A 25397-nucleotide genomic window follows, 5' to 3' on the forward strand; every position below is an offset into this window, starting at 1 on the left:
AAGCCCATGAACTCACTGAAGCAGACCGCCGAGCGCCTGCTGGCGCAATCCGAGCTGGTGGCCAGGCTGCAGCCGCTGGGCGAGCCTTATGTGCACGGCAGCTTCGACCTGGACTTGATGGTCTGGCCGGAGATCGACGTGTTCCTCGCGGTGGACCCGCCCAGCGTGGCCACCGCCTGCGCGGTGACGCAGACGCTGTCCGAAGCGCTGGCGCTGCGCGACATCCACATCATCAACCAGGTCGACCACGCGCCCCGCTTCGCGCTGAAGGACATGGTGCTGCTGGACCTCAGCACCGAATTCGAGGGCGTGGAGTGGAAGCTGGACATCGGCATCATCCCGACGGCCATGCTGCCCAGCGTGCGCAAGTACAACGCCACGCTCAAGCCCTTGCTGGCACCGGCCACTGCGCAGGCCATCGTCGACATCAAGCGGCAAAGCCTGGCTTCGCCGCGCTACCGCCGGCACAACTGGAAGTACATCGAGGCCGGTGACTGGTTCTTCTCGGGCGACATCTACCGCGCCGTCGCCTTCAACCAGGTCACCAACTTCGATGAGTTCGCCGGCTTCCTGAAGCGCACCAAGGGGCTGGACCCGTTGCCGGCGTGAGTGCCGGCATCAGGACAGCCGATTTCAGAGCGGCGCTTCGGGCGTGCCGACCGGCGCGGCCTGGGCCTGGCGCACCACGTCGGGCTGCAGATGCGGCGCGAAGGTCTGGATGAAGTCGTAGGCGTAGCTGCGCAGCAGGCCGCCGCGCCGCACCGCCACGCTGGTGGTGTTGATCGAGAACAGGCTGCGCGCCTCGATGGCCCGCAGCTGCGTGTCGCGCGCCTCGTCGTAGGCGATGGAGGCCATGATGCCCACGCCCAGGCCCAGCTCGACGTAGGTCTTGATCACGTCGGCGTCCATCGCGGTGAGCACCACGCGCGGCGCGAGGCCGGCGCGGCTGAACGCATCGTCGATGCTGCCACGGCCGGTCAGGCCGGTTTCGTAGGTGATGACCGGGTGCTCGGCCAGGCGCTCCAGCGTCAGCGGCTGGTCCAGCAGCGCATGGCCCACCGGCACCACCACCGAGTGGGTCCAGCGGTAGCAGGGCAGCGCGACCAGCTCAGGGTTGTCGGCCAGCACATGCGAGGCAATGCCGATGTCGGCCTGGCCGGTCAGCAGCATCTGTGCGATCTGGTCCGGCGAGCCCTGGTGCATCTGCAGCTGCACCTTGGGATGCAGCGAACGAAAGTCATGCACTGCGCCGGGCAGCGCGTAGCGGGCCTGCGAGTGGGTGGCGGCAATGCTCAGCATGCCAACCTCGCCGAGGCGGAAGTCTTCGCCGGCGCGGTGCAGGTTCTCGGCGTCCAGCAGCAGCCGCTCGACCCAGGGCAGCACGCGCTCGCCAGCGGGCGTCAGCCCGGTCAGCCGCTTGCCGGCGCGCACGAAGATCTCCACACCCAGCTCGTCTTCCAGCTCGCGGATCTGCCGGCTGATGCCGGGCTGCGAGGTGTGCAGCGCCTCGGCCACATCGGTCAGGTTGAAACCCCGGCGCACGGCCTCGCGCACAGAGCGCAGTTGCTGGAAATTCATGATTTTTGTGAGCCGCTGGCGAAACACAGCAGCAGGAGCGGGTGATCAGACGTTTTCCGCATTATTGAAAATCCAGCCCCCAAACACCAACAACTCAAAAAGCGATTCCTTCATCGCTGAGCGCATAAGGACGGCGCGGCCGCGGGGTCATCCCGCCATGTCCTGCCGCTGCACGGGGCCCACGGTCCGGTCGCGGCCGGCATGCTTGGCCTGGTAGAGGTGCAGGTCCGCGGTGCGCAGCAGCTCGCTGGGGTTGACCGGCGGGGTGCCGAAGGCCAGGCCGAGACTGGCGGTCACGGGCAGGTCGCCGGCAATGTCGGCGAACGAGGTGGCGCGCAACCGTTTGCGGATCTCGTCGCCGCGCACCATCGCGGCGTCGCAGGGGATGCCGCACCAGGCCAGCAGGAACTCCTCGCCCCCGAGCCGCGCCGCGAGCATCGGCGTGCCCGGCCCGCTGTCGGACCGGTTGAACACCTCGTTCAACATCGCACCGAAGCGCTGAAGCACCAGGTCGCCAGCCGCGTGCGAAAAGGTGTCGTTGATGCGCTTGAAATGATCAAGGTCGGCAATGGCCAAGCAGAGCGGGACGTCGGCGTGCTCGGCCAGCCAGTGTTCGGCATGGCGGCGGTTGGGCAGGCCGGTGAGCGGGTCCGTCATGGCCAGTTGCTCGAAGTGCCTGGACTGCCTGCGCGCCTCGTCCACCGCCACGGCCTGGCTGGACTCGGCCACCGCCCGGTCGCCCTCCACAGACCGGATCTGCTCGTATGCCGCCACATAGCGGACCATCCATTGGTAGGCCTCTTCCCAACGCTGCAGCCCGGCCATGACCCGCGCACGCACGCCCAGGTCGCGCGCATTGGTCCAGGCGGAGCTGGCGCGGGCGAGGCGCCGAGGGTGTTCAAGCATCGCCAGGGCACCAGCCGCATCGCCGCGCGCCAGCGCCACCTCGGCGCAGCTCAGCCAGGGATCGCCGTTGACATCACAGCAGCCCAGTTGTTTCTCAAGCCACAGGGACTCCTTGCAGGCGCGCTCTGCGGCAGCGAGCTCCGACAGCGCCAGCCGCGCCCGCGCGACGGACTCCCAGCTGAGCGCGGCGGCGGCCTCCGGGTGCCGCCGCATCATGGCCTCGGCTTCATCGGTGAAATGGCTGGCAATGCCCAGCTCGCCACACTCGGCGGCGACCTCGGCAAAGTTGGCTGCCGTGGCCGACACCAGAGCCGGCAAGCCGGCGACGCGGACCGCAGCCATGGCCTGGTACACCAGCGTGTAGTCGGCCCCGGCGCGGCTGGTCGAGAACAGCGCCGCCACCATCAACGCCTCGGCATGCCAGGCCGAAAGGTCCTCGCTCGACGCCCCGCGCAGCGATGCCTCCGCCCAGCGCATCGCTTCGGCCCGGCGGCCGACGCGGTCGCAGGAAGACACCAGGTAGGTGGCGGCATGCCTGGCCAGCGCGGGCCATGCCTGTGCGGCTTCATGCAAGGCCAGCTGTTCCACCCGCGCCGCCTCGGCCATGCCCTGGCGGCTGCGAACGTCACTGGCCAGCAAACGCGCGCGGATCGCCTGCGGCACCAGCCCGAGCGCATCGGCCTGCGCCGCGATCTCGTCACAGGCCGGGATGACCCACATCAATGACCGGTAAACCTCGGCCTCCCAGCGACTCAGCTGCGCGTCCAGATCGGACGCGAGCTCATCGGAGTTGACAGTTGCCATCCGGCCAACACTAGCACCGATCCCGGCAACGACCATAGGCGCTGGTGCCGAGTGCGCGTGACAAAAGTTCACGCTGGCGCTGCGGGTCGCCTCGGCCGCTGCTTGTCGACCTCCGCCTTGACAACGGTGCTGAGCGGCGGCGCGGCCTGCAGCGCGCTTTCGTGGGCGGCGATGGCCTGGCGGATCAGTGCCACGACGGCCGGCGCATCAAGGTCTTCCGCCTGTTTCAGCCGAATGCCGCGCACCTGCTTGCCTTTGCCTTCGAGCAGGCCTCGCGGGTCGTCGAGCGCCGTGCCGTAGAGGAAAAACAGCGTGACCCACTTCGGATAGCCGGCAATGGAGAGGAAGGACTCGCGCGAGCGTTCGCTGGGGCTGAAGCCGAAGACCAGCGCGTTGTAGTTGTCGAACACCAGCTCGAAGCCGCGCGGGAAGTGGGCGCGCAACCTGGCGCGCGCGTCGCGCAACTGGGCTTCGATCTCCGGCGTGTACCTGGCCAGGAAGCCGTCGATCCGGGACACCGTGTCGCGCGTGTTCATGAGGACTCCCTGGTGAAAGAGCAGCCGTTGTCCCTGCCTTCATGCAAGGTGCGAAGTGTCCCGCAACGCGCGACGTTCGTCTCGCAGCCAGGCGCATGGGCCACCGCACCACCACTCTCGCCCCGCTCCGTGACGGAATTGGCGAAGGGCGGCCCGACGCGAAGCAGCAGGTCTGAGGCGCTCTCAGGCCGCCCGCTCACAACAGGCGGTTGGCCGCCTCAGTGGTCGAACGCGCCCGCCATGGCCAGCAGCCACAGCGCACCAAAGACAAAAGGCAAGGACTGCGCGGCCAGCTTGCCGTAATTGCCGCTGGTGCGCCCTGGCGAGAGGCTGCACAGCGCGTCCAGCCCGGCAGCCTCGAAGCGCGTGTTGACGACCTCGATGGCCGTCAGCGCCGCAAAGATGCTGATGCCGATCACGGCGGCCACGACGATGCCGAAAAACGGGAAGCCCAGCACCAGCCAGTGCAGCTTGGCGGTCGACAAGGTGCCGTAGGCGGTGAACAGCAGGCCCTGCGACAGGATCAGCCACATCAGCCGGTGGTTGATGAGATTGTCCTCGTGGGTCCACTGCTCACGCAAGGCGCGGTACAGCTCCCAGTCGGGCAGTTTGTCGGATGGGGCGGCTTGGCTCATGGAACGCCAACCATGAAGGGGAGGCCTGCACCGACGAACAAGATCACAGCCAACACCAAGAACCCGACAAAGCCGAGCAGGGCCTTGATGCGCTGGCCCTTCGGCCGGCTGCGAACGAGGTAGTACGGGACCGCCACCACGGACAGCACAATCACCGCCCCGCCCAGCAGGACCGAGCGCTTATATCGCCGCTCAGCCGCGTCCAGGTAGTACCAGACATACACCAGCACCGCCAATCCGATCGTGAACAAGAGTTCCAGCGGCTTTGGCAGTGGCGCATTGACGGAGGCGAAGTAGCCGCCCAGGGCACCATAAACCACCACCGCAATGAAGAAGAGGATCAGCGCACGCTTGGAGGTCATGAAGCAATCCGCCGCTTGCGCAGCGCGTGAGGGTCGAGGGAACCGGCCATGCCGAGACCTGATTCTGACCGCAGATGGCCCCCCTCGAATGCCGCGCAAGCGCGCGATGCTGCAGCAAGTGAACCGCTACCCCGGCAAGCGCATCAACCCCTGCCCCATGCGAACCTGCACCCCGGTCTCCACCCCCTCGCACAGCGCAAACCCCGGCGGTGCAAAGACGATCACCGTCGAGCCGTGCTGGAACCAGCCGAGGTCCTCGCCTTTCTTCACCTGTACCTGGCAGGGCAGTTCGTTCGGGCCGCTGTAGCGCTGCGGGTAGCGCGCCGGTATCAGGAGGTTCAGGAAATGCAGGCGCAGGCTGGCGACCAGGATGGCGGCGACCGGGATCATCGCGATGGGGTGGCCGCCTTGCGCGAGCTTCAGGTGCACGGCCGCACGCTCGTTCTTGCAGAACAGCCGCTCGACGCGCTTGAGCGCGATCGGGTTGACGTTCCAGGTGTCGCCGGCCATGTGGGTGACGTGATGGATGGTCGCGTCGTGCGGGGCGTGGAAGTGGTGGTACATCGCCGAGGTGAGGCGCAGCGTGACGAAGCTGCCTTCGGCGAACGGCGCGGCGCGGGCGGCATTGCCGAACAGGTCGGCCGCGCTGTACGGGAAGCCCTTGGCCTGCCAGAGCTGGCCTTGCTGCACGCGGCCACAGGCGCCGACGATGGCGTCGCAGGGCGAGATGAGGATGGCGGGGTCTTGTTCGACCGGCCGCGCGCCGTCCTTCAACTCGCGCACGAAGCAGGCGTGCAGGCTGCGGAACTGCTGTTCCTTCGCCTCGCCCAGGTCCAGCTTGGTGAACTGGCGCCACACCGCGATGGACAGGCGCGCCAACCAGGGCGACTCGATCTGGCTGAACCAGCCCATCAGCCAGGTGGCGGCGCTGCGCGGGATGCGGTTGGTCAGCAGGAAATTCAGGTCTTCCTGCTGCAGCAGCAGGTCACGCCAGCGGCGAGCTTTCATGGGCAGTCAACAGGCGACACGACAACCCGGCAGTGTCGCCAGGCTGTGTGACAGATCTCCCCATGCGGGCTCCCGCGGGGCGAGCACAGGGCCGCCCCAAGCCGGCCCGCCATCCCCCGGGGGATCGGCTGACGCCCGCCGGCCGAGGGGCGGTCATCAAGGGAACAGATGGATGCGCGTGACCAGCCATGGCGGCTGCGTCAGGTCCTCGGTGATCGCAGCGTTGATGGATGGGAGGCGGTGCTCCTGGTCCGACGCGACCAGCAGCGGCGAGCGCCCGCCCACCGGCGGCAGGAACTGCAGCTTGGATGGGAAGTTGAACAGCACCGGGTCCGGCCCGACGACGACCTGGCGCGAGCCGTTATCGGTGTTGATGCGGACCACGCGCAGCTGCAGCGAGTCGACCGCGTAGAGCCAGTGTTCGCCGGGCTTGGCAGGGTTGAAGGCCAGGCCGTGCAGGGTTTCGGCGGCCACGCCTGCGGCGCGCGGCGAGACCGGCACGATGTCAGCGGCACGGGCCTGCGGGTCGCGCGTGGTGTCGGTCAGCGAGGCCATGGGAATGCGCGAGACGCCGCCGTTGCAGGTGGTGGAGAAATACAGCTGCCCGCCGCGCTCGGCCAGGCCGACCACGCCGGGCCCGAAGTTGCCGGCGGTAGCAAACGGGATGCCGCCAACCGTGGTCGGCAGGAACTCGCAGGGCGCGAGCGCGGGAATGGGCACGCCGGTGACGGGGAACGCGCCATAGCTGATCGTGCCGTCCAACCCGATGACCCACAGCGCACCGATGATGGATTCGGACACCACGTACAGCCCGCTGGACGTGACCTCCACGTCTTCGGCGAAGACCAGCGGCAGGCCTTCGAAGCTGACGGTTCGCGTCAGCGTGGCGGTGAGCTGGTGGCTGCGTTCGTCGTACTGCACGTCGTAGTCGTAGACCCGTGCGATGGACGGCACGGTGGGGCTGGGGAAGCCGCCAGAGTCCAGCACCACGACGTGGCCTTCGCGCGGCACGCGCAGCGAAAACGGCAACAGCCAGCCGGCCGGTGGCGCCGGCAGTGTGCCGAGCTGCTGGCCGGTGTAGCGGTCCAGCACCGCCACCGCCTGGCCCAGCGGTTCGGCCACGAAGACCAGCCGCGAATCGCCCGCGGCGACAGAGGTCACCGTGGGCTGGTGGCCGAAGTCGTAGGCAATGCCGTGTCGGCCCACCGCCACCAGCGGGGCCGGCGGCTGCGCGGCCAGGTCCGCCGCGCCGGCGCTGCCCATCGCCAGCGCCAGCAAACCGACTTGCCACCACCGCACGCCGCCGCGGCGCCTGCCTTTGTTCGATGCCTGCATCTCGCCGTCCTCCAGACCAAGTGAATGAATGCGTGCAGGTTCACTGAACCGCCGTGGCGCTGCGGGCAGCAGCCTAGTGCAAGCCGCCAGGCCGGAACAGGGGCGGCGGCACCGGCAGCGCATTCAGGGGACATCCGGCTTTTTCACGCGGGTGTCAAAGGCAGCGGTTACAGATAGCGCTTTCGCCCTTCCCTCATTCCTGTCCGCGCGACCCGCCCATGATCCCCAGCCTGCTCGCCTCCTCTTCCTCCCTGCTGCTGACCAGCGCACTGGCCGGCGCTGCCGTGTTGGCACTGGCGCCACGGGCCTGGCAACGGCTCTCGCTGTCGCGCGCCAAGCACCGCTCGCTGACCGGCCACTCGCGCATGGCCCAACGCGTGGCACGGCTGCTGCCGGGCTACGCCTACGACGAGCAGCGCTTCTTCGCCTGCGACGACGCGCCGGCCGAGGTGCTGGCCCGCCGCCGCGCCGGTTTCCACGCGCTGGCCGGCCAGCTCGGCGAGCGCCACGCGCGCTCCGTCGCCTGGACCGACGCGCTGCGCAGCGGCCTGTCGGACCTGCAGTTCACCGGCGCCTACCGCGTGCCCTTCCCGTTCAGCCCCTACCTGCGCCAGCACCTCAAGCTGGGCAGCGTGGGCACCAGCACACATGGCGTGTCCCTGACCGACCTGGACGGCCAGACCTACGAAGACCTGACCGGCTCCTACGGCGTGAACCTGTTCGGCCACGACGTCTACAAGCGCACCATCGCCCAGGGCGCGGCCATGGTGGCCGACTTCGGCCCGGTGCTGGGCACGCTGCACCCCTGCGTGGCCGACAACGTCGCGCGGCTGCAGGCCATCTCCGGGCTGGACGAGGTCAGCTTCCACATGTCCGGCACCGAGGCCGTGATGCAGGCGGTGCGCCTGGCCCGTTACCACACCGGCAAGCGCCACCTGGTGCGCTTCTGCGGCGCGTACCACGGCTGGTGGGAAGACGTGCAGCCCGGCCCCGGCAACCCGCTGCCGCCGCGCGAGACCTACACGCTGCAGGACATGAGCGAACGCGCGCTGCAGGTGCTGCGCCAGCGCAAGGACATTGCCTGCGTCCTCATCAATCCGCTGCAGGCCCTGCACCCGAACCGCGCGGCGCCTGGCGACTCATCCCTGGTGGACGGCTCGCGCAGCGCGCACTATGACCGCGCCGCGTACACGCGCTGGCTGCAGCAGTTGCGCGAGGTCTGCACCGAGCGCGGCATCGTGCTGATCTTCGACGAAGTCTTCGTCGGCTTCCGCCTGGCACCGGGCGGCGCGCAGCAGTATTTCGGTGTGCGGGCCGACATGGTGACCTACGGCAAGACCCTGGGCGGCGGCCTGCCGGTCGGCGTGGTCTGCGGCAAGCGCGCGCTGATGAAGCGCTTCCGCGAGGACCACCCGGCCGACATCTGCTTCGCCCGCGGCACCTTCAACGCCCACCCCTACGTGATGGGCGCGATGTCCGCGCTGCTGGACCACCTCGCGCTGCCCCCCACCCAGGCGCTCTACGAAGACCTGGACGCGAAGCAGGACCGCCGCGCCGCCGCGCTGAACCAGCGCCTGGCGCAGGCGGGCGTACCAGTGCGCGTGGCCAACCTGTCCACCATCTGGACCGTGACCTACACCCAGCCCTCGCGCTACCACTGGATGTTCCAGTTCTACCTGCGCGAGCAGGGCCTGCTGCTGAGCTGGGTCGGCACCGGCCGGCTGATCTTCAGCCTGGCCCACACCGACGAAGACTTCGAGCGCATCAGCGAACGCTTCGTCGCCGCAGCGCTGGCCATGCAGGCCGACGGCTGGTGGTGGCAGGCGCCGGGCCAGACCAACAAGGGCATTCGCCGCGGCATGCTGAAGGAGATGCTGCACCGCTGGCTGTGACACCCAGGGCCGGACCGCCGTGGGCCACGCACCGCCATCCCGGCTCCGCTGGCGCCGGGTTGCGGCCCCCGTTCGCCTCCCCGGCGAAGGGCCATGGCGTTGCCGGAAACCCGTTGGCATGAGGCAGCGCCTGTCCCCGCGCGCCTTTTCCCCATATCGCCTCCAGCGCGCCGAGGCAGTTCATCGGCTTGCCCTGCCTGGCTTTGGTGCGGCAGTCGGTCGAGCCACATGGCGGCCAGCCGCGGCCGGGGCCGCGTTGCGACGCTCACCGTCCAGCTACCCATGCTGCCCGCCGCCGGCTCCGGCCAGGCCTGACCGCCCCGGCGCCCAGCGCCCGCAGTGCCCAGGCGCGGCCATTGCCGGCCGCGCGCATTCAGCTGGCCTTCTCGCCCAGGCTGCGCAGGCGCTGCAGCCACGCAAGCCGCCGCTTCGCGTCGCCCTCCACCATGCCGATCAGGCTCCTGCGCACCGGCGAGATGCCCACGAAACCGAGGATGTTGCGCTCCAGCGCCTTGACGTCGTGGGCCGCGAAGAACCAGCGGTACAGCGGGGCCGGCATGCCCATCGTGACGACGACCCGGGCGGAGCGGCCCTTGAGCAGTTGCCGCGGCCCGGGCGTGCCGGGCAAGGCCAGCGCAAAGCCCGGTCGGGCCACCTGCTCGAGAAAGCCCTTCAGCAGCGCCGGCATGCCACCCAGCCACAGGGGAAAGAAGAACACCAGGTGCTGGGCCCACTGGACGCCCTGTTGCGCGGGCAGCAGCGCCGGCGGCAGCGCCCCCTGTTCCCAGGCGTGCTTGGTGCGCAGCAACGGAAAGTCCAGCGCCGCCACGTCAATCACCCGCACCTCGTGCCCCGCGGCGCAGGCGCCGCTGGCATAAGCCTCGGCCAGCGCATGGCCGAAATGGCCGCCGGCGGGATCAGGATGGCCCTGAATGATCAGGATGCGCTGCTGCGGATGCATGGCGAGATGCTGCGCCGCCAGCGGCCGCCCGGCCTTGCGCGGGCGCAAATTCCGGGCGGCCGGCGCCGCCGCTCAGTTCAGCTCAGCGCGACTGCTGGGCGTGGTGCTGCGCGTGATGCGGGTCTATCCATTCGCCGCGCAGCAGGGCCAGCGGAGCTTTGTAGTACAGCAGGATGTCGTGGAACGGGTCGGTCAGGATCTTGGTCATCCAGGCCAGGCCGGTCTGCACGTTGAACAGGAAGAACAGGTGCACGGTGCGGAAGATCAGGCCGCCGACGCCGAGTGCCAGCCAGAAGATGCCAACGTCGTGGATGTAGCCTGCGGTGTCGGTCGCCGGCTCGATCAGGCCGCCGAGTGAAGGCGTGAACCACAGCAGCACCGGGGCCAGTGCCCATGCGGCCATCAGCACCACCTTGCGGCGCAGGTTGTAGCCGACCTTGATCTCTTCCTTGTGCTCGTGCGTGGCCTGGTTGACCTGGTCGTAGCCCTTGGGCTCGAAGAAGAAGTGGCCGGCCTGGCGGCTGGTCATCGAGACACCCCAGGCCAGCAGCGCAGCCATCGCCGGGTCGATGAACAGCAGCGCATAGGCGACCACGAAGCTGCAGGCGCTGAGCAGGTGCAGCGACTGGTTGATGCGGCTGTGGTGGTAGTAGCGGTGGTCATCCCAACGCTGCACGCGCAGGGTCTCCAGGAACTCGCGGATGACAGGCACGGACATGCACTCCTTAGTTTGACGGTGCGGCAGCATGCGGCCGACACATGAAGCGGCCGTGAAACGCGCGTGACAGCACGGTGTCGGTGCTGCCGTGGCGCCGTCATCGCGCTGTTGCATTGCCATCGCAACATCTTGCGATGGAGACGTGCGTGATGACCCCCAAGAAGCTGCTGGCTGCGCAACTGGACATGGCGCCCGATGAGATCGTCGTGGACGACTACCCGCCCGAACGGCGCTCGCTGCGCATCTCGGTCGTGACCGAGACCTACCCGCCGGAAGTCAACGGCGTGGCACGCACGATTGCCAGCGTGGTCGAAGGCCTGCGCGCGCGCAACCATGCGGTGCAGCTGATCCGCCCGGGCCAGCGCCGCGGCGAACAGGGCAGCGACGCGCCAGGTTTCCACGAGGTGCTGATGCGCGGCCTGCCGATCCCGCGCTACCCGCAGCTGCGCATGGGGCTGACCTCCAAGCGCACGCTGGTGAAGCTGTGGTCGGTGCGGCGACCGGACGTGGTGCACATCGCAACAGAAGGGCCGATGGGCTGGTCCGCGCTGCAGGCCGCCACACACCTGAAGCTGCCGGTGTGCTCGGACTTCCGCACCAACTTCCACGCCTACAGCAAGCACTACGGCGTGGGCTGGCTGCACAAGCCCATCATGGCCTACCTGCGCAAGTTCCATAACCTGACGCAGTGCACGATGACGCCGGACGAAGGCCTGCGTCAGGCGCTGACCGGCTACGGCTTTCGCAACGTGATGGTGGTGGCGCGCGGCGTAGACACGCAGCTGTTCCACCCGCGCTTTCGCAGCGAGGCCTTGCGCGAAAGCTGGGGCGCGGCACCGGGCGACCTGGTGGTGGTGCACGTGGGCCGGCTGGCGGCGGAGAAGAACCTGGGCACGCTGATGCAGGCTTTCGAGGCCATGCGCCAGGTGCAGCCACGCGCGAAGCTGGTGCTGGTGGGCGACGGCCCGGCGCGCAAGGACCTGCAGGCGCGCTGCCCGCAGGCCATCTTCGCCGGTATGCGCCATGGCGATGACCTGGCCGCCCACTACGCCAGCGGCGACCTGTTCCTGTTTCCCAGCCTCACCGAGACCTTCGGCAACGTGACGCCCGAGGCCCTGGCCAGCGGCCTGCCGGTGCTGGCCTACGACTACGCCGCGGCCAGCCAGCTGGTGCGCCCGCAGATCAGCGGCCTGCTGGCGCCGATGAGCAGCGCGCCGGAGTTCGTGCGCATGGCGGCCTCGCTCGCGGCCGACCGCGAAGGCCTGCGCGTGATGGGCCAGCAGGCCAGGCTGACCACCGAGACCCTGGGCTGGGACCGCATCGTGGCCAGCATCGAGACGATGTACCACGGCTTGCTGCAGCGCCCGCTGGAAACCGTGCCCGCATTGCCACCGGCCGGCTTCGGTTCGCTGCGCGCCTGAGCGGCTGAGCCGCTGAGCGCATGGCGCCTGAGGAAACGCCGGGACGGGCGCAGCCCGGCCCTTGGGGACACGATCAAAGCAGGCTGCTGCGCGCGGCGTGCACCTCGGCGCGTCGGCCGCGCCAGATCAGCCAGCCCATGGCCGCGGAGACCGCCAGACCGAAGCCGCTCATCAGCGGCACAAGAGGCATCTCTATTGCGATCAGCGCGGCATAGCCGGCCAACATCACCAGAATGCTGAGGTTCTCGTTGAAGCCCTGCACCGCAATCGAGCGGCCGGCCGTCAGCAGCGCATGGCCGCGGTGCTGCAGCAGCGCGTTCATCGGCACCACCAGGATGCCGCCCACCGCGCCGGCCAGCGCCAGCAGCGGCAGCGAGGGCAGCAGCGTGTCCTGCAGCGCAATCAGCACGATCAACGCGCCCAGCGCCACCCCGGCCGGCAGCACGCGCATGGCCTGGTTCAGCGGCACGCAGCGGCCCGCCAGCGCGGCCCCGGCCACCACGCCCAGCGCCACCACGGCCTGCAGGTAGGCGGCCTGGTCCAGCCGCAGCCCCAGCCGTTCCACGGCCCAGCGCAGCACCGCGAACTGCAGCGTGGCGCCCACGCCCCAGAACAGCGTGGTGACGGCCAGCGACAGGCCGCCGGCGCTGTCGCGCCACAGCCGGCGGTTGGCAGCATGGAAGTCACGCACCAGCGCCAGCGGATGCAGCGGCGCGCGCGGGTAGCGCACGCCGCTGTCGGGCACGCCCAGCTGCAGCAGCGCGGCCAGTGCGTAGGTGAGCAGCAGCCCGCCCAGCGAGATCAGCAGCGGCGAGGCCAGCGGCCAGTCGCCGGCCTGGGCCAGTGCATGCGCCCACTGCGCCAGCGCACTGGCACGCAGCGGCTCGGCCACCAGCGCACCGCCCAGCACCGTGCCCAGCAGCGCCGCGCCCACGATGGAGACCTCGATCCAGCCGTTGGCCGCGACCAGCCGCGGCCCCGGCACCAGCTCGGTCACCAGCCCGTACTTGGCCGGCGCATAGGCCGCCGCGCCCAGGCCCGCCACCGCGTAGGCCGCGACCGGGTGCAGCCCCAGCAGCAGCCCGCCAATGCCCAGCAGCTTCACGCCGTTCATCCAGGCCATCAGGCGGGCCTTGGGCATCGCGTCCGCCAGTGGCCCGAGCCAGGGCGCGAGCAGCACGTATGACAGCGTGAACGCGAACTTCAGCAGCGGCGCCCACCAGGCCGGCTGGCCCTGCTCGGCCAGCAGTGCCATCGTGACGATCAACAAGGCGTTGTCGGCCAGCGCCGAGGTGAACTGCGCGGCGATCAGCAGGTGGAAGCGTGGTGGCATGGAGGCGGCTTGACGGTGGCCGGATTGGACCGGCGCCGCATGCCATTGGCGTGACAACGCCGTGACCAAAGCGCGACGTCGAATCGCATCGATATAGTGCCCGCCATGTCGCCCCGCACGCCCCTCGCCTTGCTCGTGCGGCCAGGGCTGGCGCTGGTGTTGCTGCCGCTGCTGTTGTGCCTGCCGGCCAGCAGCGGGCCGCGCCACCTGCACCCCGCTCTGGCCACGCTGCCGCCGCGCATGCTGTGGGCCTGGGAGCGGCCGGAGGACCTGCGCGGACTGCCGGCAGACACCGGCGTGGCCTGGCTGGCACGCACCATCGAGCTGGACGGCCGGCACACCCTCGTGCGGCCACGCGCGCAGGCGCTGCAGGTCTCGCCCGGCACGGTGCTGGTGCCGGTGCTGCACGTGGACCTGATCTGGCGCCGCCCGCCGCGCTTCAGTGACGAGCAGCGCGAACGTGTCATTCAAGAAGCGCTGGACCTGCAGCGCAGCACCGCGGCCAAGGTGCTGCAGCTGGACTTCGAGATCGGCCGCTCGCAGCGCCCGTTCCTGGCCGAGGTCGTCAGCCAGCTGCGCCGCCGGCTGCCACCGGACGTGGCCTTGTCGATGACTGCACTGGCCTCCTGGTGCGCTGGCGACGCCTGGCTGGCCCACGCCGCCGCCGACGAGATCGTGCCGATGGCCTTCCGCATGGCTGGCGACGACGCCGAGATCCGTGCGCTGCTGGCCCGCCGCGGCCAGTTCCCGCGCGCCCGCTGCCAGGCCGCCGCCGGCAGCGCGACCGACGAGCCGATGCCCGCGCTGCGCACCCCGCGGCGCTACTACTTCTCTCCCCGTTCATGGACGCAAGAACAATGGCAACAACTGCCCGCCGCCGCGCCGCTCGACCCCACCTGACGCTGCGCCACCTGGCCCTTGCAGCCGCGCTGCTCTGCGCCACCGCGGCCCACGCCAGCGGTGGCGACGGCTTTGGCGAAAGCCCGCTGACCCCCGAGTGGCACGTGCCGGCCAGCGAGCTGCCGGCGTTTGCGGCCGGCCGGTCGGGCGTGCTGCCGGGCAGCCATTGGCGCGTCTTCCTGTTCCTGGCCTGGCGGGCCGCGAACGGCCACCCGCTGAGCGCCGAGGAGGTCAAGGCGCTGGACCTGAACGAGTGGCGCGTGGGCCCTTGGTCGCATGGCATTTCGGTGGAGACGGACGACCCGCAGAGCATGCTCAAGGGCTGGCAGGCAGCGCGGGACGCGGCCGCTGCCGCGTTGCCTGCGGCGAGCCGGCCAGCCCCGCCAGCCCCTATCGGCGCCGAGCGCAGCACCGAGGACTGGAGCAGCTACCTGAACTGCCCGGCCGACGCTTTTGCCCGTGCGACACAGACCCTGTCCGAGCGCCGCCGCCTGCCGGATTGGCCAGCCTGGGGCAGCGCCTGGCTGGCCCAGCAGGACCAGGTCTTTGCCAACTGCTCGCCGGACGATGCCCGCCCCGGCCAGCCCGCGCCGCCGCCGCGCCTGCCGGCAGCGCTGGCCAACGGCGCACCCGCGTGGCTCGCGAAGGACCGTGCCTATCAACTCGCCGCCGCACAGTTCTACGCCGGCCAGTACCCGGCCGCGCGCGCCGGTTTCCAGGCCATCGCCAAGGACGGCGCCTCGCCCTGGCAGCCGCTGGGCGCCTACCTCGCGGCGCGCGCGCTGGTGCGCCAGGCCACGCTGGCCACCGGGGCAGACAAGCAGCCCGACCGCAGCGAGACCGGCTGGCGCCAGCCGCTGGCCACCGCGCGCCAGGAGCTGCTGGCGCTCGCGCCCACGCAGCCGGCCGCTGCCGCGCTGGTCGGCTGGGTCGACGCGCGGCTGCGGCCGCGCGAGCGCGCGCAGGAGCTGTCCCAGCAACTGTCCGGCGCACCGGTCAACCGGCAGACCGCCGCCGCGCTGGGCGACTACCTGCGCCTGCTGGACGGGCTCACGCCGCAGCAACTGGCCGAGTCACCCGACGCCATGACCCGATGGATCGGCCTGATGCAGGCCAGCCAGGACAGCCGCACCGGCGTGGACGCGATCTCCCCGCAGCCGGCCGGGGACCCGGCCACCGAACGCGAGGCCGCGGCGCGCGGCGCGCTGGAAGGCGGCGCGCTGCAGCGCCTGGCCGCCAATCTGGCCCGCCAGGCAGTGGCCAAGGACAGCAAGGCTCCCGCCGGCCTGTGGCTCGCGCCGCTGCTGGCGCTGGCGCGGCCGGCCGGTGCCGGCGTTCCGCCCGAGCGTGTGCTGACCGAAGCCGAACAGCGCGCAGCCCTCGCCGTGCCGGCCAGCTCGCCGCTGTACCAGCACCTGCGCTACCACCTGGCGCGGCTGCAGATCGAGCAAGGCCAGGGCGCCGCGGCCGATGCCGGCATCAGCGCGATGCTGGCCGATGCGAAGCAGCCCATGAGCACGCCCACACGCAACCGCTGGCTGGGCTTGAAGATGCTCAGCGCGCCGACGCTGGCCGGCTTCCTCGCCGCGGTGCCGCGCCGCGTGCTGACCGAGGAAGCAGGGCAGCCCATCATCGACGCGGACCGCGCCGTCGAAAAAGGCACCTCAAAGGCTGAAGCGCCAGCTCCGCAGTTCCAACCGGCCGACGACTTCCCGCTGCGCCTCTACCGCAACCTGCCGCTGTCAGTCCTGAAGCTGGCCCAGCGCGCCCCGGCGCTGCCGGGCACCGAAACCACCCACCTGGCCGAGGTCATCTGGACCCGTGCGGCGCTGCTGGGCGACTGGGCCAGCGCCGACGAGATGGCGCCGCTGCTCGCCGCACCGCGCACCACCACCAAGGCGCTGTGGGACCGCTACGCCGCAGCCAACAGCCCGGCCGCCAAACGCGAAGCGGCTGTCGTGATCTGGGCCAACACGCCCGAGCTGGACCCGGCCCTCGTCAACGACCAGGGCCTGCAGCAGTCCTGGGGCTGCATCACCTACGCCAACACGGACACCACCGCGGACGCCACCCACCTCGCCGGCCCCGCCTTCCTCAGCGCCGCCGAGCGCGAAGCGGCACGGGCCGAGCAAGCCAAGCTGCAAGCCCTGCCACTGCGCAGCGAATACCTCGGCCCCCCGCTGCTCGCCTGGGCCCGCAGCCACACCTCAGACCCCGAAGCCCCCAAAGCCCTGCACTTCTTCGTCGCCAGCACCCGCATGGAATGCCGCGGCGTGCCCGCCCACCCGCGCCCCAAGGACAACCCCGCCACCGACTCGAAAGACGCCTTCCAGCTGCTGCACAAGCAGTGGCCGAAAAGCGAGTGGGCGGGGAAGACGAAGTATTACTACTGAACCGGCGATGCACACTGAGCCGGCAATGCGCCGCAGCCCCCGCAAGGGTCAGTGGTAGTCCTCTTCGCGCTGGTGACGCGCACCGATCACGAGGACCAGTTCCGGGGTGCGGATGTCGAAGCGAAGGACGTATCCAGTGGCGCCGAAGGGCACGATGAGTTCGCGCAACGATGGGCGTGCACCCACCTTGCGGTAGCTGTAGGGCGTGGTCGAGAGGTGGGTGTTGGCAACCGTGCGGAGCACCTCGATGGCGTCTTGAGCGCGCATGGCCTCCTCCACCGTCTCGGCACGCGCCAGCAGAAAGTCAAAAAGACGATCCAGATCGGCATCCGCCTCGGGGGTGAACTCGACCTTGAACGTCATTTGCGCAGCTGTTTCACCCGCGCTGCGACCTTCGCCTCCAGCTTCGACAGGACAACATCCGACGCGACGGAAACCCCGGTGCGTTCGTAGTTGGCCAGCGAGGCGTCGCAACGGGCAGCGAAGTCCGTTTGCATTCGCCGGAATTCGACGGCGTTGCGAACCGCGGTCTCGACAAAATCGGTCAGGGTCTCTCCGGGCAGCAGCGCGGCGTCGAGATCGGCGCGCAACTCAGGCTCGACGCGCACTTGCGGAATGACGGCGGTTTTCATGCGCGAAGTGTAGTGCGGGCGCACTACGTGCTCAAGCTATCGCTTCAGTGCGCTTGCGATCGTCCCGACCGTCTTGAGCGCCTGCTCGAATCCTGGATGATCGGGATGCCCGAAATTGATCCGCACGTGATGCCTGAAGCGCCGGTCGGCAGAGAACAGCTGGCCCGGCGCGAGGCTGATGTCCTGCGACAGCGCCAGCCGGTGCAGCGCCAGCGCATCGACCTGCGGTGGCAGCTCCAGCCACACGAAGTAGCCGCCCTCCGGCTGCGTGGCCCGCGTGCCAGCGGGGAAGTGCTTGGCGATGGCGCGCTGCACCACGTGCAGATGCCGCGCCAGCGTGGCGCGCAGCTGGCGCAGGTGGCGGTCATAGCCGCCATGTTCCAGGTACTCGCTCAAGCCCTCCTGCGAGGGCAGCGGCGCGGCGATGGAGCTCATCAGCTTGCGCTGCGCCACTTCGCGCGCGAAGCGGCCTGCGGCCACCCAGCCCACACGGTAGCCCGGCGCCAGCGTCTTCGAAAACGAACTGCAGTGCATGACCAGTCCCTGGCGATCCCAGGCCTTCGCAGGCCGTGGCTTGTGCGCGCCGAAGTAGAGCTCGCCGTAGACATCGTCCTCGATCAGCGGCAGCTGATGCTGTGCGAGCAGCGCCACGAGCGCCTGCTTGGCGCCATCGAGCATCAGGCTGCCGAGCGGATTCTGGAAGTTCGGCATCAGCCAGCAGGCCTTGACGGGATGCTGGGCGAGCACGGCGGCGAGCGCGGCCACGTCGATGCCGGTGCGCGGGTGCGTGGCGATCTCCACCGCGCGCAGGCCGCGCCGCTCCAGCGCCTGCAGCGCAGCGTAGAAGGTCGGCGATTCAACGGCCACCAGGTCGCCGGGCTGGGTCACGCTCTCCAGGCAGAGGTTCAGCGCCTCCATCGCGCCATTGGTGATGACCAGTTCTTCCGTGTCCACGCCGCAGCCCATGCCGAGGTAGCGCAGGCCGATCTGGCGGCGCAGCGCGGCGCTGCCGGGCGAGAGGTCCTCGACCGTGCGCCACGGGTCGAGCCGGCGCAGCGCCTTGCCCGTGGCCAGGGCCAGCTTGGGCAGCGGGAACAGCGCGGGGCTCGGGAAGGCCGAGCCCATGGGCACCAGCGTGCGGTTCCTGGCGTGGCCGAGCACCTGGAAGACGAGCTCCGAGATGGCCACGGGATGATCGCTCACGGCGGGCCTGGCGCTCTCTGGCTCCATCGGCCGGCCCACGGCGGCGCTGACGAAATACCCCGCGCGCGGCCGTGCTTCGAGCAGGCCGCGCGCTTCGAGCAGGTAGTAGGCCTCGAACACCGTCGACGGGCTCACGCCGCGGCTGCGGCTGGCCTCGCGCACCGAGGGCACGCGCTCGCCCACGCGCAGCTGGCCGGCGGCGATCGACTCGGCGATCTCATGGGCGAGGGCTTCGTAGCGCTTCATGGGCTCTGATCCGCTTTTTTTGCCCAGGTTCTGAGCCTGGGCTTTCGGTGCGGTCTTTGGCACAGTCTGGCCTGAAAGCCGGGTCCGGTCATGCGTCCGATCCGGTCTGTGCGAATGGTGTCTTCCTGCCCGTCTTCTGCTGATGAAGATTGGCAGATCCTCAAGATGGTCAGTGTCAAGCAATCGCCTGGAAATACCCAAACATGGAATGGATCCCCATCGTCTTCGTGACCTTCAAGCTTCTCGTGTTCGGCACGGGCATGTTCTTCGCCATCAAGTGGCACCACGATCAAGGGAAGAAGAACAAGAAGAAATGACGAAGCCAGTGGACCACACGCGTCAGGGACGGGCGTTCCACGACTTCGCTTGAGCCTAGCTGTCGCGGCGAATGGGCTTGCCTTTGGCGAAGCCCGGTTACCGCCATCAACGCAGCGTCAACGCCCCCATCGCCGGATCGCTGATGCTGTGCGCGCCGGTTTCCAGGCGGCCGGCGGCGCGGCGGGACCAGGTACTGGCGGGCTGACCGCTGACGGTGAACTGCAGGTCATACCAGCCTTGAGCGCTGCTGAGGTCCAGCAGCCAGGTCTGTTCGCCGCCGGCGGGCAGCAAGATGCTCCAGGGGCCGTCCTGGCGGTAGGCCAGGGGCAGGACGACGACGGTGCAGGCGCTGCTGCCGGGGTTGCTGAGGTGAACCTGCAGCGACTGGCCCTGCGGCTTGGCCTTGACGTTGACGACCGGGGCGGCGCTGGCCGTGGCAGTGCCGCTGAACTGGCGGTGGAAGCCGTTGGGGCCGAGCACCCAAAGGTCGTATTGGCCCTTGTCCTTGGCGAGCGGCCAGCTGCCGGAGAGCGACAGGCCGGCGCCCACCGTGTAGCGGCGCGGGCGGCGGGTCAGGTGCAGGCGGTCGTAGACGTGGAACACAGCGCCGGCGCTGCCGTTGTTGACGAATTTCAGCGACAGGCTGGGCGAGCTGCCGGTGACCAGGCTGGCCTGCACGGCGAGTGCATACGGCAGTGCGCGCGAGGGCTTCACGCCGGCTGGCTGCACCGGCGCGGTCTGCGAGGCTTCGCTGGGCACGGGCACCTTGGGCAGGGCTTCCTGCTGCACGCGCAGCGCGTCCACGCCGGCCTTGGTGAGCAGCGTCATCTGCGGCGGCTGCTCGGTGTTGGGGTCGAAGAAGTTGAAGACCGACATCAGGTCACCGGCCACGGTGCGGCGCCAGGGGCTGATGTTGCTCTCGGCCACGCCGAAGCGGGCTTCGAGGAAGCGCAGCACGGAGGTGTGGTCAAACACTTGCGAGTTGACCCAGCCGCCGCGGCTCCACGGCGAGATGGCCATCATCGGCACGCGCGGGCCCATGCCGAACACGCCCTTGTCGGGCCTGGGCTGGCCTTTGGAGCCCGGTGGCGCGGGCTGGGTGAAGCGCTCGGCGCTGGTGTCCACAGTGGACGCGCCGGCTTCACTGCCGTCCGAGTTCAACGAAGGCGCACCGGGCGGCGGCAGGTGGTCGAAGAAGCCGTCGTTCTCGTCGAACATGACCAGCAGCACGGTCTTGCTCCACACGTCCGGGTTGGCCGTCAGCGCGTTCAGCGCCTCTTCCACGTACCAGGCGCCCTGGGCCGGGCAGGACGGCGACGGGTGCTCGGAGTAGGTGGCGGGCGCGACGATCCACGAAACCTGCGGCAGCGCGCCGGCGGCGATGTCGTCGCGCAGCGCCTGCAGGAAGCCGCCGTCGGGCATGGTGTTGGTCGTGCCCTTGGCCAGCGGGTTCAGCGCGTCCATCGCGGTGGTGTAGGCCGGGTAGGGCGAGCCGTCGGGCTGGTTGCCCACGTCCAGGTTGGCCTGGCGGTAAGGCACGAAGCCGGCCAACGGGTTGTCGGTGAAGTTGTCGGGCAGGTTCTGGTAGAGCTTCCAGCTCACACCGGCCTGCTGCAGCCGCTCGGGGTAGGTGGTCCACTGGTAGCCGCTGGTGGGGGCTTCCATGCCGTCCCATTCGTTGACGACGACCGCCACGCCAGCGGGCTGCGCGCCATTGCTGCCGGTCCACAGGAACAGGCGATTCGGGTTGGTGCCGCCGTGCAGGCTGCAGTGATAGGCGTCGCAGACGGTGAAGGCATTCGCCAGCGCGTACTGGAACGGCACCTCGGCCTCGGCGTAGTAGCCCATGGCGTTGTTGGTCTTGAACAGCGGCCAGTGCGAAAGCCGGCCGTCGCCCCAGGCGCCTTGCGCGTCATGCCAGCTGTGCGGGTTGCCGCCGTCGCGCTGGGCGTTGCCGATGCTGCTGTCCAGGTGGTACGGCATGACGGTGCGCACGCCATTGCTCTGCTGCCAGACCGTCTTGCCGCCGGGCAGCGGGATGGTGAAGCGGTCGCCATAGCCGCGCACGCCGGGCAGCAGGCCGAAGTAGTGGTCGAACGAGCGGTTTTCCTGCATCAGGATCACGACGTACTGCACGTCCTGGACGCTGCGCGTGGCGTTGTGCGCCGGAATGGCCAGCGCGCGGGCGATGGCGGCGGGCACACCGGCACCGGCGGCAGCGGCCGCGGCGGTTTGCAGGAACTGGCGGCGGTCGACTGCGCTCATGGAAAACCTCGGTTCGATCAGTGCGGCCACAGTAGCCGAGCCACCGGGCCAGCGGCATCCCCAGCTTGGCAACCGGCGGTGACAGAAACAAGTTAGGCACGGGCTTTGCGCTAACGTGCGCCGCTTCATTCCTGGAGAGTTGCCGGTGTCATTCGCACGTTCCGCCCGACCGTCCCACCGCGATGCTGCCCCTGCCGCCTGTCGCCCGCTGCTGCTGGCCGCGCTGCTGCACGCCGGCTTCAGCGCAGCGCAGCCTGTCGTGCCGCCGCCACAGCCGGCAGCGCCCGTGGCGGCACTGCCGTCGCCCTCGGCCACGCCTTACCCGGGGCGCATCACGCTGGAGGTGGACGCGACCGACCTGGACCACCGCGTGCTGGCGGTCACCGAGACACTGCCCGTCGCGCCAGGGCGGTTGACGCTGCTCTACCCGCGCTGGCTGCCCGGCAACCACGGGCCGACGGGCAACCCGAACCCGTTGGCCGGCCTGCAGGTGACGGCCGGCGACAAGCCGCTGGCCTGGCAGCGCGACCCGGTGGAGGTCAACGCCTTCCACATCGAGGTGCCGGCCGGCGTCTCGCAGCTGACGCTGCGCTTCCAGCACCTGAGCCCGCTGAAGTCCGAACAGGGCCGCGTGTCGATGTCGCCGGCCTTGCTGGGCGTGCAATGGAACACCGTGCTGCTGTACCCGGCCGGCCACGCGACCGACGGCATCAGTGTGCAGCCACGGCTGAAGCTGCCCACGGGCTGGCAGGCGGCCACCGCGCTGCGCGCGGCGGACGGTCAGTTGGCCAAGGCCGATGACCAGGGCTGGATGGCGTTTGGCAGCGTCTCGGCGACCACGCTGGTCGACTCGCCGCTGTTCGCCGGCATGCACGCCAAGCGCATCGAGCTGGACCCGCCGGGCACGCCGCAGCCGGTGGCGCTGAACCTGTTCGCCGACGAGGCCGACCAGCTCGACGCCAAGCCCGAGCAGATCGAAGCCCACCGCAAGCTGGTGCAGCAGACCGACAAGCTCTACGGCGCTCGCCACTGGCGCCACTACGACTTCCTGCTCTCGCAAAGCCGGGAGTTCGGCGGCATCGGGCTGGAGCACCACGAGTCCAGCGAAAACGGCGTGCGCCCCGGCTACTTCAAGGACTGGGAAAAGGCCGCCCGTGGCCGCGACCTGCTGGCGCACGAGTTCACCCACTCGTGGAACGGCAAGTTCCGCCGGCCCGACGACCTGTGGACCGCCAACTTCAACCAGCCGATGCGCGGCTCGCTGCTGTGGGTCTACGAAGGCCAGACCCAGTTCTGGGGCCACGTGCTGGCCACCCGCAGCGGGCTGGTGACAGCGGCCGAGTTCCGCGACAACCTGGCGCACAACGCCGCCGACCTGGCCGCGCGCGGCGGCCGTGGCTGGCGCACCTTGCAGGACACGACCAACGAAGGCGCGATGGAAGCGAGCCGCAACAAGCCCTGGGGCGACTGGCAGCGCGGCCGCGACTACTACGAGGAAGGCCGGCTGATCTGGCTGGAGGCCGACATGCTGATCCGCGAGCAGAGCGGCGACAAGCGCTCGCTGGACGACTTCGCACGCGCCTTCTTCGGTGCAGCGCATGCCAATGCGCCGGACGGCAGCATCCTGCCGCGCACCTACGCCTTCGACGACGTGGTCAAGGCCCTCAACAGCGTGCAGCCCCACGACTGGGCCCGCTTCCTGCGCGAGCGGCTGGACCGCACCGGTGCCGATGCCGCGCCGCTGGGCGGCCTGGCCCGCAGCGGCTGGCGCCTGGTCTATGAGGAGAAGGAGAGCGAATTCGCCAAGGCCGACGACGGCCGCGGCGAATCCGGCGGGCAAGACCTCTCCTACTCGCTGGGCCTGCGCCTGGACAAGGACGGCAACGTGGGCGGCGTGCGCTGGGACGGCCCGGCCTTCCAGGCAGGCCTGGCGCCGGGCGAGCAGGTGCTGGCCGTCGGCATGCAGAGCTGGAAACCCGAGCGCCTGGCCGCCGCCATCACCGCCAACAAGACCGGCCAGGCGCCGATCGAACTGCTGGTGAAGGTGGGCGAGCGCTACAAGCTGGTGAAGATCGACTACCGGGGTGGGCTGCGTTATCCGAAGCTGGAGCGCATTGCGGGGACGGTGGATCGCTTGAGTGCGGAGTTGGCAGCGCGCTGAAGCGCCCTGTATGGAAGGCCCGGTCCAGGCTCAACTGCAGCAGGGCCGGGCCTCAATGTGCAGTCGGTTCTCGTCATGATTTATCCAAGTGAGCGCAATTCGCTTTCGAGCAAGAAAGGCACCTCAATCAACGGTTGGTATCGACGCGCGGAGAAGTCCCTGTAAAGGGCTAGGCGTCAGTCTGCCCGGCGATCTGCGCACGCAGTCTCTCCTCTTGCTCGCGCAACTCTGGCGTGAAGGCCTCGCCGAAGTCCTCGGCATCGAAGACTTGGCGTATCTCGATCTCCGAGTCGCCCAGCATCGGGTTAGGGCAGCGCTTGACCCAATCGATTGCCTCCTGCAACGAGGCGCACTTCCAGATCCAGAAGCCTGCGATCAACTCCTTTGTTTCGGCGAAGGGGCCGTCAACTACTTTGCGCTCGTGACCTGAGAAGTACACACGGGCACCCTTGGAACTGGGATGCAGTCCTTCGCCGGCCTGCATGACGCCGGCTTTCACCAGGTCTTCGTTGAACCGGCCCATCTCGGCGAGCAGTTGTTCGCCGGGCATCACGCCCGCTTCGCTGTTGCGGTCAGCCCTGATCAGCACCATGAATCGCATGTCGGTCTCCTTACGTAGAGTTGCGGAACGTTGTCGCTCCACCTTTACGACGAATGGAGGCGCTCATTTTCGACATGTGAGCCCGACGTCGTCATTGGGATCAGGGTGCCTTCTGACGCCTAACGCAAGGGGAGGCCCGCTTGCGGGACGCCTCCTTGACGAAGGGTCAGGCCGCATTGCTGGTTGCCTGAGGGGCGAGGGGCTTCGTCATGAGGACGCTCAAGAAGTTCGTGTGTGGTCGCCAGTCACAGGTGCCGACCTGAGCATAGCCCCAGGACCGGTACATCTCGATCAGTTCAGTAGCAGGCTCGGCTGTGTGGAGCGCCATGACTTGGCAACCCTCGAGAACGGCATGTTGCAATGCAGCATCGTGGATGCGCCTTCCGTAGCCCTTGCCCTTGTGTCCTGGCGCGACGGCAAACTGACCGAACGACCACGTGTACTCGTCGCGCAGGAGCGGAACCTTGGACTCGGGGTCGGGTTTGCTGAGCGTGATGGTGGCGATCAGTTCTCCATCTACCTCGCCAACGAAGCCGACGCCTCGGGAAAGGCGCCTGGCTGTGTCCTCGACGGACTGGTGGGTTGCCCAATAGCGGAGCCCCTTCAACGCATGCGGCGCATAGGCGGCACGAATCAAAGCAGTGAGTGCCACCAGGTCTTCGGTCTCGGCTGTTCTTCGGAAGAGCATGCTGGCACCTTGGTTAGTTTTGCGGCCTAACGAATTCAGTCGCCGCCGAAGGCGGTTGGCTGGAATGATTGGTTAGGGCGCTGGCGCGAGCGCCAGACACCATAGAACACGAGCGCGCCGACCAAACCATGCAGCGCGAACAGCAAGACGCTTTCGGCGTAGGTGAGCCAGGCATACGCGGTCGGAGTGCCGTTGACATAGGTTTCAATGTAGTTGCCATGCCAGTTCTGACCGGCCGAGTAGCCTTCGAGGGTGCGCGGCCAGGAAGACGCGCTTGGCAATGCTCCCAGAAGGGCTCCCGCGGCTCCTAGAGAACCCCAGCCTTCGCGGCGGAACCTCCGTAGTGCATTTGTGACGCCTAACGTTTGAGTTAAGCGGCGCCGACAGGCGTCCGCTTGAACGAAGGGTTAGGCATATTCTTACTTAGTCGGCCCTGAAAATCTCCCAAGTCGTTGTCCTGAAACGACTTTCGGGTGATATCCGATGGTCAGATCTCCCGAG

General features: G+C 69.1%; 23 protein-coding genes. 6 read left to right on the forward strand and 17 right to left on the reverse strand.

The window, feature by feature from the left end:
• Nucleotides 1-6 precede the first annotated feature (6 nt).
• Nucleotides 7-609: a hypothetical protein gene (locus AC3WR5_RS32045; RefSeq protein WP_492489826.1), complete on the forward strand. Its 603-nt coding sequence runs from the start codon at nucleotides 7-9 to the stop codon at nucleotides 607-609.
• A gap of 24 nt (nucleotides 610-633) precedes the next feature.
• On the opposite strand, the gene AC3WR5_RS32050 is transcribed toward AC3WR5_RS32045, so the two are convergent.
• From AC3WR5_RS32050 to AC3WR5_RS32080, 7 genes are all read right to left on the reverse strand, one after another.
• Entirely contained in the window at nucleotides 634-1578 is a 945-nt protein-coding gene (locus AC3WR5_RS32050; protein WP_141288225.1) for a CysB family HTH-type transcriptional regulator, read from the reverse strand.
• A gap of 147 nt (nucleotides 1579-1725) precedes the next feature.
• A complete protein-coding gene (locus AC3WR5_RS32055; protein WP_492489827.1) occupies nucleotides 1726-3324 on the reverse strand; it encodes a GGDEF domain-containing protein in 1599 nt (532 codons plus the stop codon).
• A gap of 32 nt (nucleotides 3325-3356) precedes the next feature.
• Complete coding sequence (locus AC3WR5_RS32060; protein WP_492489828.1) at nucleotides 3357-3824, reverse strand: DUF1801 domain-containing protein; 468 nt, start codon at nucleotides 3822-3824, stop codon at nucleotides 3357-3359.
• A 218-nt stretch (nucleotides 3825-4042) separates the two neighbouring features.
• On the reverse strand, nucleotides 4043-4459 hold the full coding sequence (locus AC3WR5_RS32065; protein WP_141288229.1) for a hypothetical protein: 417 nt from the start codon (nucleotides 4457-4459) through the stop codon (nucleotides 4043-4045).
• Nucleotides 4456-4821, reverse strand: coding sequence for a hypothetical protein (locus tag AC3WR5_RS32070; RefSeq protein ID WP_141288230.1), 366 nt, complete (start codon nucleotides 4819-4821; stop codon nucleotides 4456-4458). Before AC3WR5_RS32070 ends, AC3WR5_RS32065 begins: the two co-directional genes overlap by 4 nt.
• A gap of 126 nt (nucleotides 4822-4947) precedes the next feature.
• Nucleotides 4948-5829, reverse strand: coding sequence for an archaetidylserine decarboxylase (gene asd / locus AC3WR5_RS32075; RefSeq protein WP_492489829.1), 882 nt, complete (start codon nucleotides 5827-5829; stop codon nucleotides 4948-4950).
• Between the two features lie 156 nt (nucleotides 5830-5985).
• Entirely contained in the window at nucleotides 5986-7164 is a 1179-nt protein-coding gene (locus tag AC3WR5_RS32080) for a hypothetical protein (protein ID WP_492489830.1), read from the reverse strand.
• A 218-nt stretch (nucleotides 7165-7382) separates the two neighbouring features.
• On the opposite strand from AC3WR5_RS32080, the gene AC3WR5_RS32085 reads away from it, so the two are divergent.
• Nucleotides 7383-9056 carry an aminotransferase class III-fold pyridoxal phosphate-dependent enzyme gene (locus AC3WR5_RS32085; RefSeq protein ID WP_492489831.1) on the forward strand — a complete coding sequence of 558 codons (1674 nt, stop codon included), beginning with the start codon at nucleotides 7383-7385 and terminating at the stop codon, nucleotides 9054-9056.
• Nucleotides 9057-9429: 373 nt separating this feature from the next.
• On the opposite strand, the gene AC3WR5_RS32090 is transcribed toward AC3WR5_RS32085, so the two are convergent.
• Together AC3WR5_RS32090 and AC3WR5_RS32095 are read right to left on the reverse strand one after the other, a co-directional pair.
• The gene (locus tag AC3WR5_RS32090) at nucleotides 9430-10017 is read right to left on the reverse strand and encodes an NAD(P)H-dependent oxidoreductase (protein WP_231010507.1); all 588 of its coding nucleotides are present in this window, start codon (nucleotides 10015-10017) and stop codon (nucleotides 9430-9432) included.
• Nucleotides 10018-10099: 82 nt separating this feature from the next.
• The gene (locus AC3WR5_RS32095; protein WP_492489832.1) at nucleotides 10100-10735 is read right to left on the reverse strand and encodes a hypothetical protein; all 636 of its coding nucleotides are present in this window, start codon (nucleotides 10733-10735) and stop codon (nucleotides 10100-10102) included.
• Between the two features lie 149 nt (nucleotides 10736-10884).
• On the opposite strand from AC3WR5_RS32095, the gene AC3WR5_RS32100 reads away from it, so the two are divergent.
• A complete protein-coding gene (locus AC3WR5_RS32100) occupies nucleotides 10885-12156 on the forward strand; it encodes a glycosyltransferase family 4 protein (protein WP_492489833.1) in 1272 nt (423 codons plus the stop codon).
• Nucleotides 12157-12229: 73 nt separating this feature from the next.
• Here AC3WR5_RS32100 and lplT read toward each other — a convergent pair whose 3' ends face one another.
• A complete protein-coding gene (gene lplT / locus AC3WR5_RS32105; RefSeq protein WP_231010509.1) occupies nucleotides 12230-13489 on the reverse strand; it encodes a lysophospholipid transporter LplT in 1260 nt (419 codons plus the stop codon).
• A gap of 105 nt (nucleotides 13490-13594) precedes the next feature.
• Here lplT and AC3WR5_RS32110 point away from each other — a divergent pair, with 105 nt between their 5' ends.
• The gene (locus AC3WR5_RS32110; RefSeq protein ID WP_492489834.1) at nucleotides 13595-14389 is read left to right on the forward strand and encodes a hypothetical protein; all 795 of its coding nucleotides are present in this window, start codon (nucleotides 13595-13597) and stop codon (nucleotides 14387-14389) included.
• A complete protein-coding gene (locus tag AC3WR5_RS32115; protein WP_492489835.1) occupies nucleotides 14347-16782 on the forward strand; it encodes a hypothetical protein in 2436 nt (811 codons plus the stop codon). The genes AC3WR5_RS32110 and AC3WR5_RS32115 overlap by 43 nt, the downstream gene beginning before the upstream one ends.
• 48 nt (nucleotides 16783-16830) lie before the next feature.
• On the opposite strand, the gene AC3WR5_RS32120 is transcribed toward AC3WR5_RS32115, so the two are convergent.
• From AC3WR5_RS32120 to AC3WR5_RS32135, 4 genes are all read right to left on the reverse strand, one after another.
• Nucleotides 16831-17145 carry a type II toxin-antitoxin system RelE/ParE family toxin gene (locus AC3WR5_RS32120; protein WP_492489836.1) on the reverse strand — a complete coding sequence of 105 codons (315 nt, stop codon included), beginning with the start codon at nucleotides 17143-17145 and terminating at the stop codon, nucleotides 16831-16833.
• Nucleotides 17142-17414 carry a YlcI/YnfO family protein gene (locus tag AC3WR5_RS32125; protein WP_141290485.1) on the reverse strand — a complete coding sequence of 91 codons (273 nt, stop codon included), beginning with the start codon at nucleotides 17412-17414 and terminating at the stop codon, nucleotides 17142-17144. The genes AC3WR5_RS32120 and AC3WR5_RS32125 overlap by 4 nt, the downstream gene beginning before the upstream one ends.
• A gap of 36 nt (nucleotides 17415-17450) precedes the next feature.
• Nucleotides 17451-18863 (reverse strand): aminotransferase-like domain-containing protein, encoded by a 1413-nt coding sequence (locus AC3WR5_RS32130; protein ID WP_492489837.1) that lies wholly within the window; start codon nucleotides 18861-18863, stop codon nucleotides 17451-17453.
• A gap of 423 nt (nucleotides 18864-19286) precedes the next feature.
• Complete coding sequence (locus AC3WR5_RS32135; RefSeq protein WP_492489838.1) at nucleotides 19287-21446, reverse strand: phosphocholine-specific phospholipase C; 2160 nt, start codon at nucleotides 21444-21446, stop codon at nucleotides 19287-19289.
• 145 nt (nucleotides 21447-21591) lie between these two features.
• On the opposite strand from AC3WR5_RS32135, the gene AC3WR5_RS32140 reads away from it, so the two are divergent.
• Nucleotides 21592-23607, forward strand: coding sequence for a M61 family metallopeptidase (locus AC3WR5_RS32140; protein WP_492489839.1), 2016 nt, complete (start codon nucleotides 21592-21594; stop codon nucleotides 23605-23607).
• 169 nt (nucleotides 23608-23776) lie between these two features.
• On the opposite strand, the gene AC3WR5_RS32145 is transcribed toward AC3WR5_RS32140, so the two are convergent.
• The 3 genes from AC3WR5_RS32145 to AC3WR5_RS32155 all read right to left on the reverse strand — a co-directional run bounded on the left by AC3WR5_RS32145 (nucleotide 23777) and on the right by AC3WR5_RS32155 (nucleotide 25177).
• The gene (locus AC3WR5_RS32145; protein WP_492489840.1) at nucleotides 23777-24208 is read right to left on the reverse strand and encodes a YciI family protein; all 432 of its coding nucleotides are present in this window, start codon (nucleotides 24206-24208) and stop codon (nucleotides 23777-23779) included.
• A 166-nt stretch (nucleotides 24209-24374) separates the two neighbouring features.
• Complete coding sequence (locus tag AC3WR5_RS32150) at nucleotides 24375-24896, reverse strand: GNAT family N-acetyltransferase (RefSeq protein ID WP_293192631.1); 522 nt, start codon at nucleotides 24894-24896, stop codon at nucleotides 24375-24377.
• 35 nt (nucleotides 24897-24931) lie between these two features.
• Entirely contained in the window at nucleotides 24932-25177 is a 246-nt protein-coding gene (locus AC3WR5_RS32155; RefSeq protein WP_492489841.1) for a hypothetical protein, read from the reverse strand.
• Between the last annotated feature and the right edge of the window lie 220 nt (nucleotides 25178-25397).

This window comes from Ideonella sp. FW305-24 (assembly GCF_058788035.1).